Genomic DNA, 15,472 nt, shown 5'->3' with positions numbered 1-15,472 from the left:
CGGAGCCGGGGTACAAGGCCGCCATGGCCAAGCTCTATTTCTATTATGCCGCGATGAACGCGGGCAAGTCGACGACCCTCCTCCAGGCCGACTTCAACTATCGCGAGCGCGGCATGGAGACGATGCTGTGGACCGCCGCGCTCGACGATCGGGCGGGTGCCGGCCGGATCTCATCCCGGCTCGACATCGGCTCGGACGCGCACAGCTTCGATTCGACCACAGACCTGTTCGAGACGGTCGGCGCCGAGCTCAACCGCCGCCGCCTCAATTGCGTGCTCGTCGACGAGGCGCAGTTCCTCACCGAAGAGCAGGTCCACCAGCTGTGCCGTCTCGCCGACGAGCTCGACCTGCCGGTGCTTTGCTATGGCCTACGGACCGATTTCCAGGGCGCGCTCTTCCCGGGAAGCGCGGCGCTGCTGGCGCTGGCCGACGCGCTCGTTGAATTGAAGGCCGTGTGCGAGTGCGGTCGCAAGGCGACGATGAACCTCAGGGTCGATTCCGAGGGCCGCGCGGTGGCGCAGGGTGCCCAAACCGAAATCGGCGGCAACGACCGCTATGTCGCCATGTGCCGCCGCCACTTCTTCGCCCGCCTCAGGGCCGGCGACGGGACTCAATCGTCGTCGTCGTCCTCTTCGTCCTCGAACGCCCGGGCGTAGTTCCACCACAGCAGCGCGCTCGCTCCCGAGGCTCCGATCCGCGCCGCGGCCGAAGCGAAGACCAAGGTCGCCGGTTCGCGGGCGACGATCAGGAAGAACAGCATCAGCCCGGCGCTGATCGTCGTCAGTACCGCCATTCCGCCGCGATGGCGCGGGATCATCCGGCTGATCTTGGCGTCGAGCCGGGCGCCGCGCCCGGTCCTGGCGATGACAGTCCCGAACGGCCCCAGCAGCCCGCCGAGCACCGACTTCGCCATCCGGTAGGTCAGCCGCCGCCGTGCGCTCGCCTCGGTCCGGGCGGCGACCTCGTCGAAGGTCAGCACGCTGGTGTCCGGCTCGTCGCTTGCCGGACGACGACGACCGAACAGGAAGGTGGCGAGAAGCCCGCCCCACTCGCGCAGGCCGAGCACCAGCGCGGCCTCGAACCAGCCAAGTCCGAGCTGCCACACGAAAGCGGTTCCGATGACGGCGGTCGCCGCCGTGCCGAGCCGCCACGGCACCTCGCGGTCGCGCTTGATCGCGAGCACGCCGCCGGGATGCCGCGCCGGGAGCCCCACCCCGATCAGAAGCACCATGCCGGCGGCGACGTCCATGTTCCGCCACCAAAGGAAGCCGGCAAGCAGCACGGTGACGAGGAGGCAGGCGAGCAGCACGAGCAGATCGATCTTGAGTGCGCGCCGCCGCGACGGCTTGAACACGCCGTCCAGCCCGACACGCTTGGCGAGCGTCCCCACCATCTCCAGTGCGCAAAGGTTGCGCAGCGCCTGGACGAAGGTGTTGGCGGCGAACATGCGGACCGCATCGGCATGGCCGAGCGCTAGCCCGAGCATCGCCCAGGTCGCGAGCCATCCGCCGAGCGGCAGATATTCGCGCACCGTCAGGCGACGGACGAGGGGATGGGTGACCGCCCGCTTCAGCACCTTGTCGTTCGAAGCTCCCCTCAGCCCCATCATGGCGCTAGGGGCCGCATATGCCCCTCCCCTCACCTCCCGTCCACCGCTCCGGCTGGATCGTCCTCGACAAGCCCCTCGGCCTCGGCTCCACCCAGGCGGTCGGCGCGGTCAAGCGCGCGCTCCGCACCGCGGGCGAGCCCAAGACCAAGGTCGGCCATGGTGGCACTCTCGACCCGCTCGCCAGCGGGGTGCTCCCGATCGCGCTCGGCGAGGCCACTAAGCTCGCCGGGCGGATGCTCGATGCGACAAAGGCCTACGACTTCACCATCCGCTTCGGCGAGCAGACCGACACGCTCGACCTCGAAGGATCGGTCATCGCTACCAGCCCGATCCGCCCCACGCCCACCGAGATCGATGCCGTGCTGCCGCGCTTCACCGGCCCGATCGAGCAGGTCCCTCCCGCTTATTCGGCACTCAAGGTCGAAGGGAGGAGGGCCTACGATCTCGCCCGCGCTGGTGAGGAGGTCGAGCTTGCAACACGGAGCGTGACCATATTCGACCTTCGTCGCGCCGTCGACAGCGTGACCGACCAAGTCGAGGAGATCACCCTCTCCGCAACCGTCTCCAAGGGCACCTACATCCGCAGCCTTGCCCGCGACATCGCGCTCGCGCTCGGGACCGTCGGGCACGTCACCATGCTGCGGCGGACGAGGGCCGGCCCGTTCGGCCTGGACGGGGCGATATCGCTGGACTTTCTGGACGATTGCGCTAAGGGCGGCTCGCTCGACGGGGCACTTCTGCCATTGCAAGCAGGGCTGGACGACATCCCGGCCTTTCCCGTCACCCCCGAGGAAGCTCGTCTGCTCCGTGTTGGAGCGAGGCTTTCGCGGGTTCCGCCTGCGGGCGGTCTCCACCTAGCCGTCGAGGGTCAGACCCCCGTCGCCTTGGTCGAAGGGGACCGCATCGTGCGCGGGTTCAACCTTTAGGAATAGGAGTAAGTTCGATGTCGATCACTGCCGAGCGCAAGGCCGAGCTGATCAGCGAATACCGCCGCGACGAGAATGACACGGGCTCGCCCGAGGTCCAGGTCGCCATCCTGACCAGCCGCATCCAGACTCTGACCGACCACTTCAAGAGCCACGCCAAGGACAACCACAGCCGGCGCGGTCTTCTGATGATGGTCAACAAGCGGCGCAGCCTGCTGGCCTACCTCAAGAAGGAAGACGCCCAGCGCTACACCGACCTGATCGGTCGTCTGGGCCTCCGCAAGTAACAATGGTTTCGAAGGGCGCCCGAAGCGGCGCCCTTCGCTTATCGGGCGTCCCGCAATCCGGCGGGCAGTCCAGGGGCTTAAACGAACGCTCCACCCGCTGGCAGGCCGGATCGCCCGCCAAAGCTGAACCCGTCCGCATCCGGCGGCGGGACAAAGGAAATCACATGTTCAATATCAACACCGTGGAAGTCGATCTCGGCGGCAAGACGCTCAAGCTCGAGACCGGGCGCATCGCCCGCCAGGCCGACGGCGCAGTGCTCGCCACCATGGGCGAGACCGTCGTCCTGTGCGCCGTCACCGCCGCCAAGAACGTCAAGCCCGGCCAGGACTTCTTCCCGCTGACCGTCCACTATCAGGAGAAGTTCTCCGCAGCCGGGCGCATCCCGGGCGGCTTCTTCAAGCGTGAGCGCGGCGCGACCGAGAAGGAGACGCTGACCAGCCGTCTCATCGATCGCCCGATCCGCCCGCTGTTCCCGGAAGGCTTCTACAACGAAGTCCTCGTGATCGCTCAGGTCCTCTCCTACGACGGCGAGAACGAGCCCGACATCGTCGCCATGTGCGCCGCCTCCGCCGCGCTGACCCTCTCGGGTGTTCCCTTCATGGGCCCGATCGGTGCTGCCCGCGTCGGCTATGTCGACGGTGAGTACATCCTCAACCCGACCACCGAGCAGGCCAGGGACGGCGACCTCGACCTCGTCGTCGCCGCCACCGGCAACGCCGTGATGATGGTCGAATCCGAAGCCAAGGAGCTGTCGGAAGAGGTCATGCTCGGCGCCGTCGTCTTCGCTCACGAGGCCTCGAAGAAGGTCGTCAACGCGATCTGCGACCTCGCCGAGAAGGCTGCCAAGGATCCGTGGGACCTCAAGCAGGCCGACGACAAGGCCGCGACCAAGGCCAAGCTCAAGGAGCTCATCGGCGCCGACATCGCGGCGGCCTACAAGGTCACCGGCAAGTCCGAGCGTTCCGACATGCTCAACGCCGCCCGCGCCAAGGCCAAGGAAGCCTTCGCCGAGGCCGAGCCGCAGGAGCAGCTCGTCGCCGCCAAGCTCGTCAAGGTGCTGGAAGCGGCCATCGTCCGCACCGCCATCCTCGACGAGGGTCGCCGCATCGACGGCCGCGACACCAAGACCGTCCGTCCGATCGAGGCGATGGTCGGCTTCCTCCCGCGGACGCACGGCTCGGCGCTGTTCACCCGCGGCGAGACCCAGGCGATCTGCACCACCACGCTCGGCACCAAGGACGCCGAGCAGATGATCGATGGCCTCGACGGCCTCAGCTACTCGCGCTTCATGCTGCACTACAACTTCCCGCCCTACTCGGTCGGTGAAGTCGGCCGCTTCGGCGCGCCGGGTCGCCGCGAAGTCGGTCACGGCAAGCTCGCCTGGCGCGCGCTTCACCCGATGCTTCCGACGAGCGAGGAGTTCCCCTACACGATCCGAGTCCTCAGCGACATCACCGAGAGCAACGGCTCCTCGTCGATGGCCACCGTCTGCGGCGGTTCGCTGTCGATGATGGACGCCGGCGTTCCGCTCAAGCGTCCGGTCGCCGGGATCGCCATGGGCCTCATCCTCGAGGGTGAGAAGTTCGCGGTGATCAGCGACATCCTCGGCGACGAGGATCACCTTGGCGACATGGACTTCAAGGTTGCCGGTACCGACCAGGGCATCACCACGATGCAGATGGACATCAAGGTCGCCGGAATCACCAAGGAGATCATGCAGGTCGCGCTTGAGCAGGCCAAGGAAGGCCGTGCGCACATCCTCGGCGAGATGGCCAAGGCGCTCGACAGCACCCGCCAGGAACTGTCGGCCCATGCCCCGCGCATCGAGACCATGCAGATCCCCAAGGACAAGATCCGCGAAGTGATCGGCACCGGCGGCAAGGTGATCCGCGAGATCGTCGCCACCACCGGCGCCAAGGTCGACATCGACGACGAGGGCCTGATCAAGATCAGCTCGTCCGACCTGTCGCAGATCGAGGCCGCCCGCCAGTGGATCCAGGGCATCACCCAGGAGCCCGAGCCCGGCACCATCTACACCGGCAAGGTCGCCAGCATCGTCGACTTCGGCGCGTTCGTGACCTTCATGCCGGGCAAGGATGGCCTGGTCCACGTCTCGGAGATCAAGAACGAGCGCGTCGAGAACGTCCGTGAGGTCCTGAGCGAAGGCCAGGAGGTCAAGGTGAAGCTGCTCGAGGTCGACAATCGCGGCAAGGTTCGCCTGTCGATGCGGGTCGTCGATCAGGAGACCGGCGCCGAGCTCGAGGACACCCGTCCCCCGCGCGAGCCGCGTGAAGGCGGCGACCGTGGTCCGCGCGGCGATCGCGGTGGTCGTGACGGCGACCGTCGCCGCGAGGGCCGTGGCCCGCGCCGTGACGGCGGTGATCGTGGTGGCCGTGATGGCGGCGGCGATCGTGGCCCGCGCAGCGATCGTGGTGACCGCGGCGATCGTGGCCCGCGCCGCGACCGTGAAGGCGGCGGCAACCGCGACGACGGGCCCGCGCCCGAGTTCGCTCCGGCCTTCCTGACCAACAACAACAACAACGACGACTGAGCTTTCTGAACAGCGGGAAACCGCCACCGTTCAGATCGAGGCAAGGCCTCGCAGGCAACTGCGGGGCCTTGCTGCATTCAACCAACCTTCCTTTTAACCGCCGACCCGGTAGGGGTAGGATCGTGCCCTCCGTCGCCGCCACTCGAGGTCGCTGGACCGAACGCTACCCGCTAACCCGGATGGGGCTGGTGGGCGATCTGCTCGTGGCGCTGGTCGCGACCGGCGCCGCGACGGGCATTCGCCAGTTGATCGACAGCCAGCTTCCCGCCGGCTTCCCCTTCCTGACCTATTTCCCGGCGGTCATCCTCATCGCCTTCGTGCTCGGCACGCGTGCCGGCACGCTCACCGCGATCCTTTCGGGCCTGTCGTCCTGGTACTGGTTCGTCGCGCCGTTCGGCAGCTTCGAGCTCGAGCATAATGCGCGCATCGCGATGACCTTCTACGTCTTCATCACCGGGACCGAGATCACGCTGGTCCACTGGATGCAGCGTTCCAACCGCCTGCTGGTGGCCGAGCGCGAGGCCAATGCGCGGCTCGCCGAGACCCGCGAATTGCTCTTCCGAGAGCTCCAGCACCGGGTCTCGAACAACCTCCAGATGGTCGCCGCGCTGCTCACCGTTCAGCGCCGGCAGGTCAAGGACGAGAGCGCCCGCACGGCGCTCGACGAGGCCGCACGCCGCCTCCAGACGGTCGGCAAGATCAGTCGCCAGCTCTACGATCCCTCGGGGGACGGGCAGCATCTCGGCACCTTCCTCGACCAGCTCGCGCGCGACGTGATCGAGACGTCGACCGACCAGCGCGTCAGCCACCGGGTCGTCTCGCACAGCGAGGCGCGGATCAGCCCCGAGGCCGCCATTCCGCTGGCGCTTGTGGTGGCCGAAAGCATCGCCAACGCGATCGAGCACGGCTTCGGCGACGGCCGCGACAATGGTGCGCTCGAGATCAGGCTCGACCAGGCCTCGCACGAGCGGCTGGCGGTCGAGATCGAGGACAATGGCCGCGGCCTTCCGCTCGGCTTCCGCTTGGACGACAGCAACAGCCTCGGACTGCGCATCGCGACCATGCTCGCCGGCCAGCTCGGCGGCTCCTTCACCCTTTCATCGGCGAGCGGCGGCGGCGCGCTGGCGCGCCTCGAACTGCCGCTCGAGCCCGTCTAGGTCCGGCGCAGCACCGCGCCGATCGCGGCGATCCGTTCGACCCCGGCCGCGGCATAGGCCCCGCCGCCGAGCTCCTCGCCGAAGATGTCGGGATCGAGCTCCTCGTAGCGGAGCGAGGCCTCGCGCTCCTCGGCCAGTTCGGCCAGCGCGGCGAGCAGCCGATCCTCGCCCTGCACGATCGGGCTTCCGGTATAGAGCAGCATCGTCCCGCCTTCGGCCAGCCGCTCGAGCGACTGCCGCGCCCAGTCGAGCGACAGTCCCGCGCCGAGCATCTCGCCGCCGTCGCGATAGTCGCGGCCCTCGGGGTCGGCGATGAACGGCGGGTTGGCGATGACGAGGTCAATTTCCCCGCTGACGTCGGCGAGGCTGCCGGTCACCGTCTCGACCTCGAGCCCGGCCGCGAGCGCATTGGCCTCGGCCAGGCACAAGGCCTTCGGGTTGATGTCGACAAGCGTGATTGCCTCGGGCTCGAGCAGCCCTGCCGCGCTGATCCCGCCCGGCCCCGCCCCGGCGCCGAGGTCGACGAGGTGCCGCGGCGCGTCCATGTCCTGCGCCGCCGCCTCGATGAAGCGGGCGAAGCGGTAGGTGTCGGGACCGAAGAAGACGCTGTCGCCTTCATCGGTTGGAAAGGCCGAATGGGCGAACAGCCGCCCCGACAGCGAGGCGACCCGGATCAGGCTGCGATAGCGCTCGCCGCGCCGCTCGAGCGCCCCACCCTCCTCGAGCAGGCCGAACAGGTCGCCGGGCAGCGTCTCGCGTCCGAACTCCATGCTCCAGCCGAAGACGTCGCGAAGGTCGGCCGCGGCCTCGCCCCGGCGCCGGTCGAGCACGCGCTGGTGGGTCGCCGGAGTGACGGTGGTGAAGGCATAGCCCTCATTGTCGAGCGCTTCGAGGAGCGCGGCCAGGGGCTCGGGGGAAAAGGTCATGGCCGAGGCGGGTAGCAGGGGCGGCGGCGAGTGCAACCTCGCCCTCGCCCTTGCCTGCCGGTCACCGCTACACGCTCAGGCGACGCCGAGCATCTCGCGGTAGCGTTCGAAGCAGCGCTTGCCGCACCTCAGCCGCATCAGCGCGCCCTCGGCCATCGCCCGGGCCCGCGCCGGACCCTCGACCGGGTCGGCGACCAGCGGCGTGATCGCTTCCTTGTTCCACTCCTCACTGTGCTTGATGTCGAGCACCGCGTGAAGGTCGAAGTAGCGCCGAAGCCGGGCATCGAAGCCGAGCCGCCGCATCGACTTCGACACCGCCGCCGAGCGGGCTGGCGCGGTCAGCTCGATCGCGCCGAGCGCGCCGACGCTGTGCCAGGCATAATCGCGGTTGGTCGCCATGCCGGTCATCGCATTGGCGAGCGCGAGGCTCTCCCAGCTGGTCGTCTCGATCGCGGGCTCCAGCTCCAGCTCCTCGACGACATAGTCGAGCATCGGGCCGTGCATCCCCTTGGGGTTGCCGCGGCCCATTTCGTCCCAATAGTTGCGGGCAAGCTCCATCTTGGCCTGAGCGGGAAGCCGAACCTGGGTCATGGCCACGAGGTCGTCGAACCCGGCCTCGCCCGCCGCCTCCTGGGTCAGATAGAGCTTGAGATCGTCGACACTCGCCTCGGCCTCGAGCCAGTCGAACAGCCGGTCGTGCTGGCCGGGACCCGACGCTTCCAGGCCCTCGAACCAGGCGATGAATTCGGCGACGTCGGTCGGCGCCTCGGCCGCCTCTTCGACCACTTCGGCCCGCAAATCCTCGAGGAAGCCGAGCTCGAGCCGCTGCATCCGCACGTCGCGGTCGATCCGCGCGGCGCTGCCCGGCCCCGGAAGCGACGGCGCCAGCCGCTCGCGGTTCCAGTGGCTGAGCGCGCGCTGGAAGGCGTCGTTGAAGAACTGCGACCCGGACAGGGTCGAGTGGAAGCGCGTGGCCATGCTCTGCTCGCAACAAAAAGGGGGTGCGAGGGTAACGGAGGCGCCGGGAAGGTTGTTCCGACTTGGACCAAGGGCGGGGCCGACCGTCAGTCGCCTGGCCGATCACGGCGGCGACACGCGCCCACCGTCGGCTCTCTACCGCGGCGGGAAACCGCGCTCGACGATGATGCGGGAAAACAAACCGGGGCTGGTGGAGCTGAGGGGAATCGAACCCCTGACCTCTGCAGTGCGATTGCAGCGCTCTCCCATCTGAGCTACAGCCCCGCACCGGTTGTGGGGCGCGCTCTAGCGGCGCTTGGGCGCCAGCGCAACGCGCTATTTGCCCCCTATTCGTTTCGGCTCTGGCGCGCGTCATCCTGGCCCTTGGGCCCGGAACGGCGACGCGATGCGCTCGTTTCCCTCCCACAGCATCCGTTATCCCCTTGGCGGATTGCTCCCAGACGGAGGAGAGTAAATGGCTTACGATCGGTATGACAGCCGCGACCAGAACCGCGGCCACCGTGACGACCGCTCGCGTGACGATCGCGATGGCGATGGACGCGGCTTTTTCGAACGCGCTCGCGACGAGGTGAGCAGCTGGTTCAACGAGGACGGCGACAGCCGCAACGAAGGCCGCGGCTACAATCGCGCCGCCAACGCCTATGACCCCAGCGCCAACGAGCGTGGCGGCGGCTACAGCCGCAGCAGCTACGAGCCGCGTGCCTACGACCGCGACGAGAGCCGCGAGCGCAGCAGCCGCGACCACGACCGTTCCGGCCAGTCGGACCGCGGCGCCTTCTTCGGCGGCGGCCAGTCGAGCAGCTACGGCCGTGGCCGTGACGAAGGCGACTATCGCAACCAATATGGCCGCGGCGGCGGCGAGAGCGGCGGCTTCGGTCGCGGCGACTATGGCAGCCAGGGCCAGGGTTCGAACGATCGTGGCGCGAGCCAGAACCGCTCCTATCCGTCGGGCTATGGCCAGACCGGTGGCGGCTCCTACGGCGAATCGCAGCACCAGTCCTATGGCTCGCAGAGCCATCGCGACCAGGACGACCGCCAGTCGCGCGGCTACCAGAGCCAGGGCAGCGAGCGCTATCGCCCGATGACCGGCGACTATGGCCGCTCGGAGCAGGGCCGCCAGGGCTCGGGTATGGGCAGCCAGGACTTTAGCCGCGAGCAGTATGGCCGGCAGGACTTCAGCCAGGACCAGGATCGTGACCGCTTCGGCTCGGCGGGTCGCGACAGTGGGCGCGACTATGCCCGCTCGGGCATGATGGGTGCCGCCGCCGGCGTCACCTCGTCCTTCGGTCGTTCGACTCACGACGATCATTACTCGTCGTGGCGCCAGCGCCAGATCGAGGAACTCGATCGCGACTATGACGAGTATCGCCGCGAGCATCAGAGCCGCTTCGAGAACGAGTTTACGGGCTTCCGCACGCAGCGCCAGACCAAGCGTCAGATGCTGCAGTCGATCCGCGAGCATTTCGAGGTGGTCGACGAGAGCGGCCAGCACATCGGCACGGTCGACAAGGTCCGCGGCGACAAGGTCATCCTGACCAAGAACGATCCCGAGGCGCACGGCGTGCACCGCAGCTTCACCTGCTCGCTCCTCGAAAAGGTCGAGGACAACAAGGTGTATCTGACCGGCTCGAAGGACTCGATCCGCTCGCGCCTCACCGAGGAGCGTGACGAGCATCAGGATCGCGGCCACTCGGGCGGCGGCTTCCTCGGCTCGCTGCTCGGCTCGGAGAGCAACGATCGCGACGACCGTCGCGACCAGCGCTCGACGATGAGCTCGACCAACCAGCCGACCGGCGACGGCCCGCACATGCTCGATAAGAGCTTCTCGGGCACCTACGACGACAGCAGCCAGGCCGGCACCGCCGGCACGAGCGGCACCACCCCGACGAGCACCACCGGCTCGACCACGGGCAGCAGCTCGACCAAGCGCTAAGCGCTCTTGGCAGCTTGACGGGAAGGCCCGGGCACCCCAGCGGTGTCCGGGCCTTTCCCTTGTCTGGAGAACCGACCCATGGCCGCAGCCTGGCACCTCAAGAGCCGTCCCACCGGCCTTCCGACCGCCGACAATTTCGAGCACCGCGAGATCAGCCTGCCCGCACTCGAGGACGGCATGGTCCGGGTGCGCAACCAGTGGCTGTCGGTCGATCCCTACATGCGCGGCCGGATGAACGACGTGAAGAGCTACGTCCCGCCCTTCCAGGTCGGCGAGCCGCTCGAGGGCGGCGCGGTCGGCGAGGTGGTCGAAAGCCGCTCGTCCGACTTCCAGCCCGGCGACCGCGTGCTCCACATGATGGGCTGGCGCGACGAGGCGGTGGTCCCCGCCGCCGCGCTCAACAAGCTTCCGACCATTCCCGGGGTCGAGCCGCAGGCCTTCCTCGGCAACCTCGGCCTGACCGGCGGCACCGCTTACTGGGGCCTGCTCGACGCGGCGCAGGCCAAGGCCGGCGACATTGTCTTCGTCTCGGCCGCCGCGGGCGCGGTCGGCTCGGCAGTGGTCCAGATCGCCAAGGCCAAGGGCATGACGGTGATCGGCTCGGCCGGCGGCGCCGACAAGTGCGCCTTCGTCCGCGAGCTCGGTGCCGACGCGGTCATCGACTACAAGTCGGGCATCCCGCTGGTGAAGGCGCTGGCCGAAGTCGCGCCCAAGGGCATCGACGTCTATTTCGACAATGTCGGCGGCGAGCATCTCGACGCCGCCCTCGCGCTCGGTCGCAAGGACGCGCGCTTCGCCATCTGCGGGATGATCGACGGCTACAACAGTGGGGAGCCGACCGCGCTTCGCTACCTGATGCGGGTGATCGGGATGCGGATGATGCTCAAGGGCTTCATCTACACCGACTACCTCCCCCGCAACGCCGAGTTCTTCGCCGACATGGGCCAGATGATCGCAAGCGGCCAAGTCCGCGGCCGCGACACGGTGGTCGAGGGGCTGGAGAAGACCCCCGAGGCCTTCCTCGGCCTGTTCAGCGGCGCCAACACCGGAAAGATGCTGGTCAGGCTCTAGCTTCGCCGCTCCCCTTTAGGGAGCTGTTACGCAGTAAGAGAGGGGTTCCCGCCACTCGCGAGAACCCTTCTCTCCGCGTCGCCACCACCTCCCCCGAGGGGAGGCGCAATCCTCACACCCGATTGTAGTTGCACACGCTCGGATTGCCGCTCTCGAGCCCGCGCTTGAGCGCTTCCATCCGCTGCGCGCTCGAGCCGTGGGTGAAGCTCTCGGGGCGAACCGCCTGGCCGGCCTGGCTCATCAGCGCGTCGTCGCCGATCGCCTCGGCCGCGCGGAGGCCCTCGGCGAGATCGTCCGGATCGAGTGCACGGCTTCCGTCCGGCGCCTTGGCCCGCGCCGCCCACACGCCGGCATAGCAGTCCGCCTGGAGCTCGACCCCGACCTGGACCGCATTGCCCTCGGCCTTGCCGAGGCTGGCCTGGGCCCGGCTCGCCTTGTCGAGCGTGCCCTCGAGGTTCTGGATGTGGTGCCCGACCTCGTGCGCGATCACATAGTAAGGCGCGAAGTCGCCGCTCGCGCCGAAGCGGGTCTTCAGTTCGTTGAAGAAGCTCGGGTCGATGTAGATCCGGCTGTCGCCCGGGCAGTAGAAGGGCCCGAACGCCGCCTGGCCCTGCCCGCAGGCGGTCGGATAGCCGCCGCGATAGGCGACCAGCTGCGGCTCGCGGTAGGTCTGGCCGGCGGCGCGGAACAGCTCGCCCCACACCTGGTCGGTCGAGATCAGAGTCGACCGGAGGACCTGGCCGTCTTCCGCCGACAGCGTCGACTTGCCCGCCTCACCCTGCTGCTGGGTGGGAGCTCCGCCCCCGCCGAGGATCCCGCCGCCGCCGAGCCCGCCGAGCGCGCAATAGCCGAGCGCGAGGATCAGCAGCCCGACGAAGCCGAACCGGCTGAGCACCAGCGGGATGAGGAAGCCGAGGATGCCGCCCCCGCCGCCGAGCATCGACGATCCTCCGGAACGACCCGTTGCATCGATGAAGTCGCTGTCGTTCCCGTCGCCTAGCCGCATGCCCTAACTCCCTTTCGGCCCCTTAATGATCGGCGGGGCACTGCGGTTGCAAGCCGCCTATCGTCACCGCGGGCTTGACCCGTCGCTCCGCTTCTTCTTGTGACGGAAGGACACAAGGAGTCGCATTCACATGATCCTCAAGGACAAGGTCGCCCTCGTTACCGGTTCCACCTCGGGGATCGGCCTTGCCATCGCCCGGGCGCTCGCCGCGGAAGGGGCGCGGGTCATGCTCCATGGCTTTGGCGACCGCGACGCCAACCTCGAACTCAAGGACGAGCTCGCCGCCTTGTCCGATGATTGCGCCGGCTTCTCCGATGCCGACCTGTCCGACCCGGACGCGATCGACGGCCTCGTCGCGCAATGCACCGACGAGCTCGGAAGCCCCTCGATCCTCGTCAACAATGCCGGCGTCCAGCACGTCTCGCCGATCGAGAACTTTCCGCCCGAGAAGTGGGACTGGATCATGGCGGTGAACCTGTCGGCGGTGTTCCACACCACCCGCCTCTGCCTGCCCTCGATGCGCCAGCGCGGCTTCGGGCGGATCATCAACACCGCCAGCGCGCACAGCCTCGTCGCCTCCCCCAACAAGGCACCCTATGTCGCGGCCAAGCATGGAGTCGCGGGCTTCACCAAGGCGGTCGCGCTCGAGGCGGCGCGCGACGGGGTCACCGTCAACTGCATCTCGCCCGGCTACGTCTGGACCACGCTGGTCGAGAACCAGATTCCCGACACGATGAAGGCGCGCAATCTCACCCGCGAGCAGGTCATGAACGACGTCCTCCTCGCCGCCCAGCCGACCAAGCGCTTCGTCGAGCCGGTCGAGGTCGCCGCCCTCGCCCTGTTCCTCTGCCGTCCCGAGGCGGGCAGCATCACCGGCGCCAACCTCAGCATGGACGGAGGCTGGACCGCGCAGTGACCGGTCTCACCGCGCCGGGCTGTGAGGGGAGCCGCATTTGGGTGCTGGCGATACTCCGCCGGGACGATAGGGTGACCGGATGAAAGCCCTTCTTCCCCTCGCCGCACTGCTCGTCGCGGGCTGCGCCACCGACAATGCGCCGCTGACCCCGCCGGGGACAACCGTGCGCGCGGCGGCGACCGACGGCGACCGCCAGCGGCTCCGTGACTGGCGCGAGGCCTTCACCCGTGGCCTCGCCGAAGCGCGCGCCGCCGGTCACCAGCCCGCGATCCTGCGAGAAGGCGCACTGCTCGAGCCCGACGCCGCACTCGGCGGACCGATCCCGAACGGCACCTATCGCTGCCGGGTGATCAAGCTCGGCGCGCGTTCGCCCGGGCTCCTGCCGTTCATCGCCTATCCGCGCTTCAACTGCCGGATCAGCACCCACGCGGGCGTCCAGCACTTCGCCAAGCTGACCGGGTCGCAGCGGCAGGTCGGGACCATCCTCCCCGACGGCGTGCTCCGCTCCGTCTTCCTCGGCACGCTGGTCCTCGGCGACGAGCAGCGCGCCATGCCATACGGCGCCGACTCAGAGCGGGATCTCGCCGGCTATGTCGAGCGCATCGGTCCGCAGCGCTGGCGCCTCATCCTCCCCTACCCGCGCTTCGAAAGCCTGATCGACGTCATCGAACTCGTCCCCGCCTGAACTTCCCCGCGGCGCGACAAAAGGGGAGGTTCGAGGGCGGCTGGACCGGCGGGAAGCGCTCGCTACACTCGCCCCCATGATCAGCTCGCTTCTCGCCGCCGCGACCCTTGCCGCCGCCTCGCCGACCCCGGCGGAAATGGCCCCGCTGATGACCCTCTACCGCGAGCTTCACGCCGCGCCCGAGCTGTCGATGCAGGAGGTGAAGACCGCCGCCCGCCTCGCTCCCGAATTGAGGAAGCTCGGCTTTACCGTGACCGAGAAGGTCGGCGGCACCGGTGTCGTCGCGGTCCTTCGCAACGGGCCAGGCAAGACGCTGCTGATGCGCGCCGACATGGACGGGCTTCCGGTGGTCGAGCAGACCGGACTGCCCTTCGCCAGCAAGGTCCGCGCGACCGCCCGCTCGGGGGTCGAGACTGGGGTAATGCACGCCTGCGGCCACGACACGCACATGGCCGCGCTGATCGGCGCCGCCCGCCGCCTCGTCGCCGACAAGGCGCGCTGGAGCGGCACGCTGGTGCTGGTTCTCCAGCCCGGCGAGGAGACCGGCGAAGGCGCCAAGGCGATGCTCGACGACGGCCTCTACAGCCGCTTTCCCAAGCCGACCCACGCGCTCGCCTTCCATGACAGCGCGAGCCTTCCCGCGGGCACCATCGGCGTCACCCCCGGCTATGCGCTCGCCAACGTCGACAGCGTCGACATCCTGGTGAAGGGCCTCGGCGGCCACGGCGCCTACCCGCACACCGCCAAGGACCCGATCGTCCTCGCCAGCCAGATCGTGATGGGACTGCAGACCCTCGTCAGCCGCGAGAACAACCCGCTCGATCCCGCGGTGGTCACCGTCGGCAGCTTCCAGGCGGGCGCCAAGCACAACATCATCCCCGACGAGGCGCGGCTCCAGCTCACCGTTCGCAGCTACACGCCCGAGGTCCGCCGCAAGCTGCTCGGCGGGATCGCCCGCATCGCGCGCGGAGAGGCGATCGCCGCCGGGCTTCCCGACGCGCGGATGCCCGAGGTTAAGGTCCGCGAGGAGCTGTTCACCCCCTCGACCTTCAACAGCGAGGGCTTCGCCAACCGCACCCTCGCCTCCTTCCAGACCCGCTTCGGCAAGGACCGCGTCCGGCAGGTCCCGCCGGTGATGGGCGGCGAGGACTTCAGCCGCTTCCGCCTCGCCGACACGCAGATCGAAAGCCTGATCTTCTGGGTCGGTGGCGTGCCCCAGGCGCAATGGGACAAGGCCGCCGGCGACCCCGCCAAGCTCCCCTCGCTCCACTCGCCCTTCTGGGCGCCCGAGGCCGAGACCGTCATCGCCACCGCGGTGACCGCAATGGAAGCCGGCGCGCTCGACGTGCTGGGGAAGTAACCGCTCCTTCCCCTTGGCGGAGGTGGCCGCCGCGTGGCGGCTGACGGCGGGGCCAGCTTGGTCACC

The 15,472-nt window shown here is 68.6% G+C and carries 14 protein-coding genes and 1 tRNA gene; 10 read left to right on the top strand and 5 right to left on the bottom strand.

Annotation, left to right across the window (positions count from 1 at the left end):
• Positions 1-23: 23 nt before the first annotated feature.
• Positions 24-656: a thymidine kinase gene (locus tag ABD727_RS05075; RefSeq protein WP_344706293.1), complete on the top strand. Its 633-nt coding sequence runs from the start codon at positions 24-26 to the stop codon at positions 654-656.
• On the opposite strand, the gene ABD727_RS05070 is transcribed toward ABD727_RS05075, so the two are convergent.
• Positions 611-1,609: a hypothetical protein gene (locus ABD727_RS05070; RefSeq protein ID WP_344706292.1), complete on the bottom strand. Its 999-nt coding sequence runs from the start codon at positions 1,607-1,609 to the stop codon at positions 611-613. The two genes, ABD727_RS05075 and ABD727_RS05070, sit on opposite strands and share 46 nt — an antisense overlap.
• Before the next feature lie 17 nt (positions 1,610-1,626).
• On the opposite strand from ABD727_RS05070, the gene truB reads away from it, so the two are divergent.
• The 4 genes from truB (at position 1,627) to ABD727_RS05050 (ending at position 6,531) form a co-directional block, all read left to right on the top strand.
• On the top strand, positions 1,627-2,535 hold the full coding sequence (gene truB / locus ABD727_RS05065) for a tRNA pseudouridine(55) synthase TruB (RefSeq protein ID WP_344706291.1): 909 nt from the start codon (positions 1,627-1,629) through the stop codon (positions 2,533-2,535).
• Positions 2,536-2,552: 17 nt separating this feature from the next.
• On the top strand, positions 2,553-2,822 hold the full coding sequence (gene rpsO, locus ABD727_RS05060) for a 30S ribosomal protein S15 (protein ID WP_300975157.1): 270 nt from the start codon (positions 2,553-2,555) through the stop codon (positions 2,820-2,822).
• A 164-nt stretch (positions 2,823-2,986) separates the two neighbouring features.
• A complete protein-coding gene (pnp, locus tag ABD727_RS05055) occupies positions 2,987-5,374 on the top strand; it encodes a polyribonucleotide nucleotidyltransferase (RefSeq protein WP_344706290.1) in 2,388 nt (795 codons plus the stop codon).
• Between the two features lie 122 nt (positions 5,375-5,496).
• Positions 5,497-6,531, top strand: a complete 1,035-nt coding sequence (locus ABD727_RS05050) for a sensor histidine kinase (RefSeq protein ID WP_344706289.1) — start codon at positions 5,497-5,499, stop codon at positions 6,529-6,531.
• Here the strand turns inward: ABD727_RS05050 and ABD727_RS05045 are convergent.
• From ABD727_RS05045 to ABD727_RS05035, 3 genes are all read right to left on the bottom strand, one after another.
• Positions 6,528-7,457 carry a methyltransferase gene (locus ABD727_RS05045; RefSeq protein WP_344706288.1) on the bottom strand — a complete coding sequence of 310 codons (930 nt, stop codon included), beginning with the start codon at positions 7,455-7,457 and terminating at the stop codon, positions 6,528-6,530. The genes ABD727_RS05050 and ABD727_RS05045 overlap by 4 nt on opposite strands.
• A gap of 75 nt (positions 7,458-7,532) precedes the next feature.
• The gene (locus ABD727_RS05040; protein ID WP_344706287.1) at positions 7,533-8,435 is read right to left on the bottom strand and encodes an iron-containing redox enzyme family protein; all 903 of its coding nucleotides are present in this window, start codon (positions 8,433-8,435) and stop codon (positions 7,533-7,535) included.
• A gap of 188 nt (positions 8,436-8,623) precedes the next feature.
• Positions 8,624-8,699 (bottom strand) — tRNA-Ala (locus ABD727_RS05035).
• A gap of 190 nt (positions 8,700-8,889) precedes the next feature.
• Between ABD727_RS05035 and ABD727_RS05030 the strand changes: the two genes are divergently transcribed.
• Complete coding sequence (locus tag ABD727_RS05030) at positions 8,890-10,368, top strand: DUF2171 domain-containing protein (protein WP_344706286.1); 1,479 nt, start codon at positions 8,890-8,892, stop codon at positions 10,366-10,368.
• 78 nt (positions 10,369-10,446) lie between these two features.
• Positions 10,447-11,439 (top strand): NADP-dependent oxidoreductase, encoded by a 993-nt coding sequence (locus ABD727_RS05025; protein ID WP_344706285.1) that lies wholly within the window; start codon positions 10,447-10,449, stop codon positions 11,437-11,439.
• Between the two features lie 112 nt (positions 11,440-11,551).
• Here the strand turns inward: ABD727_RS05025 and ypfJ are convergent, their stop codons facing one another.
• On the bottom strand, positions 11,552-12,445 hold the full coding sequence (gene ypfJ / locus ABD727_RS05020) for a KPN_02809 family neutral zinc metallopeptidase (RefSeq protein WP_344706284.1): 894 nt from the start codon (positions 12,443-12,445) through the stop codon (positions 11,552-11,554).
• Between the two features lie 130 nt (positions 12,446-12,575).
• On the opposite strand from ypfJ, the gene ABD727_RS05015 reads away from it, so the two are divergent.
• From ABD727_RS05015 to ABD727_RS05005, 3 genes are all read left to right on the top strand, one after another.
• Positions 12,576-13,361 (top strand): 3-hydroxybutyrate dehydrogenase, encoded by a 786-nt coding sequence (locus ABD727_RS05015; protein ID WP_344706283.1) that lies wholly within the window; start codon positions 12,576-12,578, stop codon positions 13,359-13,361.
• A 79-nt stretch (positions 13,362-13,440) separates the two neighbouring features.
• A complete protein-coding gene (locus tag ABD727_RS05010) occupies positions 13,441-14,046 on the top strand; it encodes a DUF4893 domain-containing protein (RefSeq protein ID WP_344706282.1) in 606 nt (201 codons plus the stop codon).
• A gap of 76 nt (positions 14,047-14,122) precedes the next feature.
• Complete coding sequence (locus tag ABD727_RS05005) at positions 14,123-15,406, top strand: amidohydrolase (protein ID WP_344706281.1); 1,284 nt, start codon at positions 14,123-14,125, stop codon at positions 15,404-15,406.
• The last annotated feature ends 66 nt before the right edge of the window (positions 15,407-15,472 follow it).

The organism is Sphingomonas swuensis (assembly GCF_039538045.1).
GTDB classification, from domain to species: Bacteria; Pseudomonadota; Alphaproteobacteria; order Sphingomonadales; family Sphingomonadaceae; genus Sphingomicrobium; species Sphingomicrobium swuense.
The sequence above is the reverse complement of the archived record's forward strand: the minus strand, read 5'-3'. Positions and strand labels throughout refer to the sequence as shown.

Excerpts from the sequence above, each read along its gene's own strand:
- ABD727_RS05075 (WP_344706293.1), top strand. The coding sequence starts at position 24 with ATGGCCAAGCTCTATTTCTATTATGCCGCGATGAACGCGGGCAAGTCG.
- ABD727_RS05070 (WP_344706292.1), bottom strand. The coding sequence starts at position 1,609 with ATGATGGGGCTGAGGGGAGCTTCGAACGACAAGGTGCTGAAGCGGGCG.
- truB (WP_344706291.1), top strand. The coding sequence starts at position 1,627 with ATGCCCCTCCCCTCACCTCCCGTCCACCGCTCCGGCTGGATCGTCCTC.
- rpsO (WP_300975157.1), top strand. The coding sequence starts at position 2,553 with ATGTCGATCACTGCCGAGCGCAAGGCCGAGCTGATCAGCGAATACCGC.
- pnp (WP_344706290.1), top strand. The coding sequence starts at position 2,987 with ATGTTCAATATCAACACCGTGGAAGTCGATCTCGGCGGCAAGACGCTC.
- ABD727_RS05045 (WP_344706288.1), bottom strand. The coding sequence starts at position 7,457 with ATGACCTTTTCCCCCGAGCCCCTGGCCGCGCTCCTCGAAGCGCTCGAC.
- ABD727_RS05040 (WP_344706287.1), bottom strand. The coding sequence starts at position 8,435 with ATGGCCACGCGCTTCCACTCGACCCTGTCCGGGTCGCAGTTCTTCAAC.
- ABD727_RS05030 (WP_344706286.1), top strand. The coding sequence starts at position 8,890 with ATGGCTTACGATCGGTATGACAGCCGCGACCAGAACCGCGGCCACCGT.
- ABD727_RS05025 (WP_344706285.1), top strand. The coding sequence starts at position 10,447 with ATGGCCGCAGCCTGGCACCTCAAGAGCCGTCCCACCGGCCTTCCGACC.
- ypfJ (WP_344706284.1), bottom strand. The coding sequence starts at position 12,445 with ATGCGGCTAGGCGACGGGAACGACAGCGACTTCATCGATGCAACGGGT.
- ABD727_RS05015 (WP_344706283.1), top strand. The coding sequence starts at position 12,576 with ATGATCCTCAAGGACAAGGTCGCCCTCGTTACCGGTTCCACCTCGGGG.
- ABD727_RS05010 (WP_344706282.1), top strand. The coding sequence starts at position 13,441 with ATGAAAGCCCTTCTTCCCCTCGCCGCACTGCTCGTCGCGGGCTGCGCC.
- ABD727_RS05005 (WP_344706281.1), top strand. The coding sequence starts at position 14,123 with ATGATCAGCTCGCTTCTCGCCGCCGCGACCCTTGCCGCCGCCTCGCCG.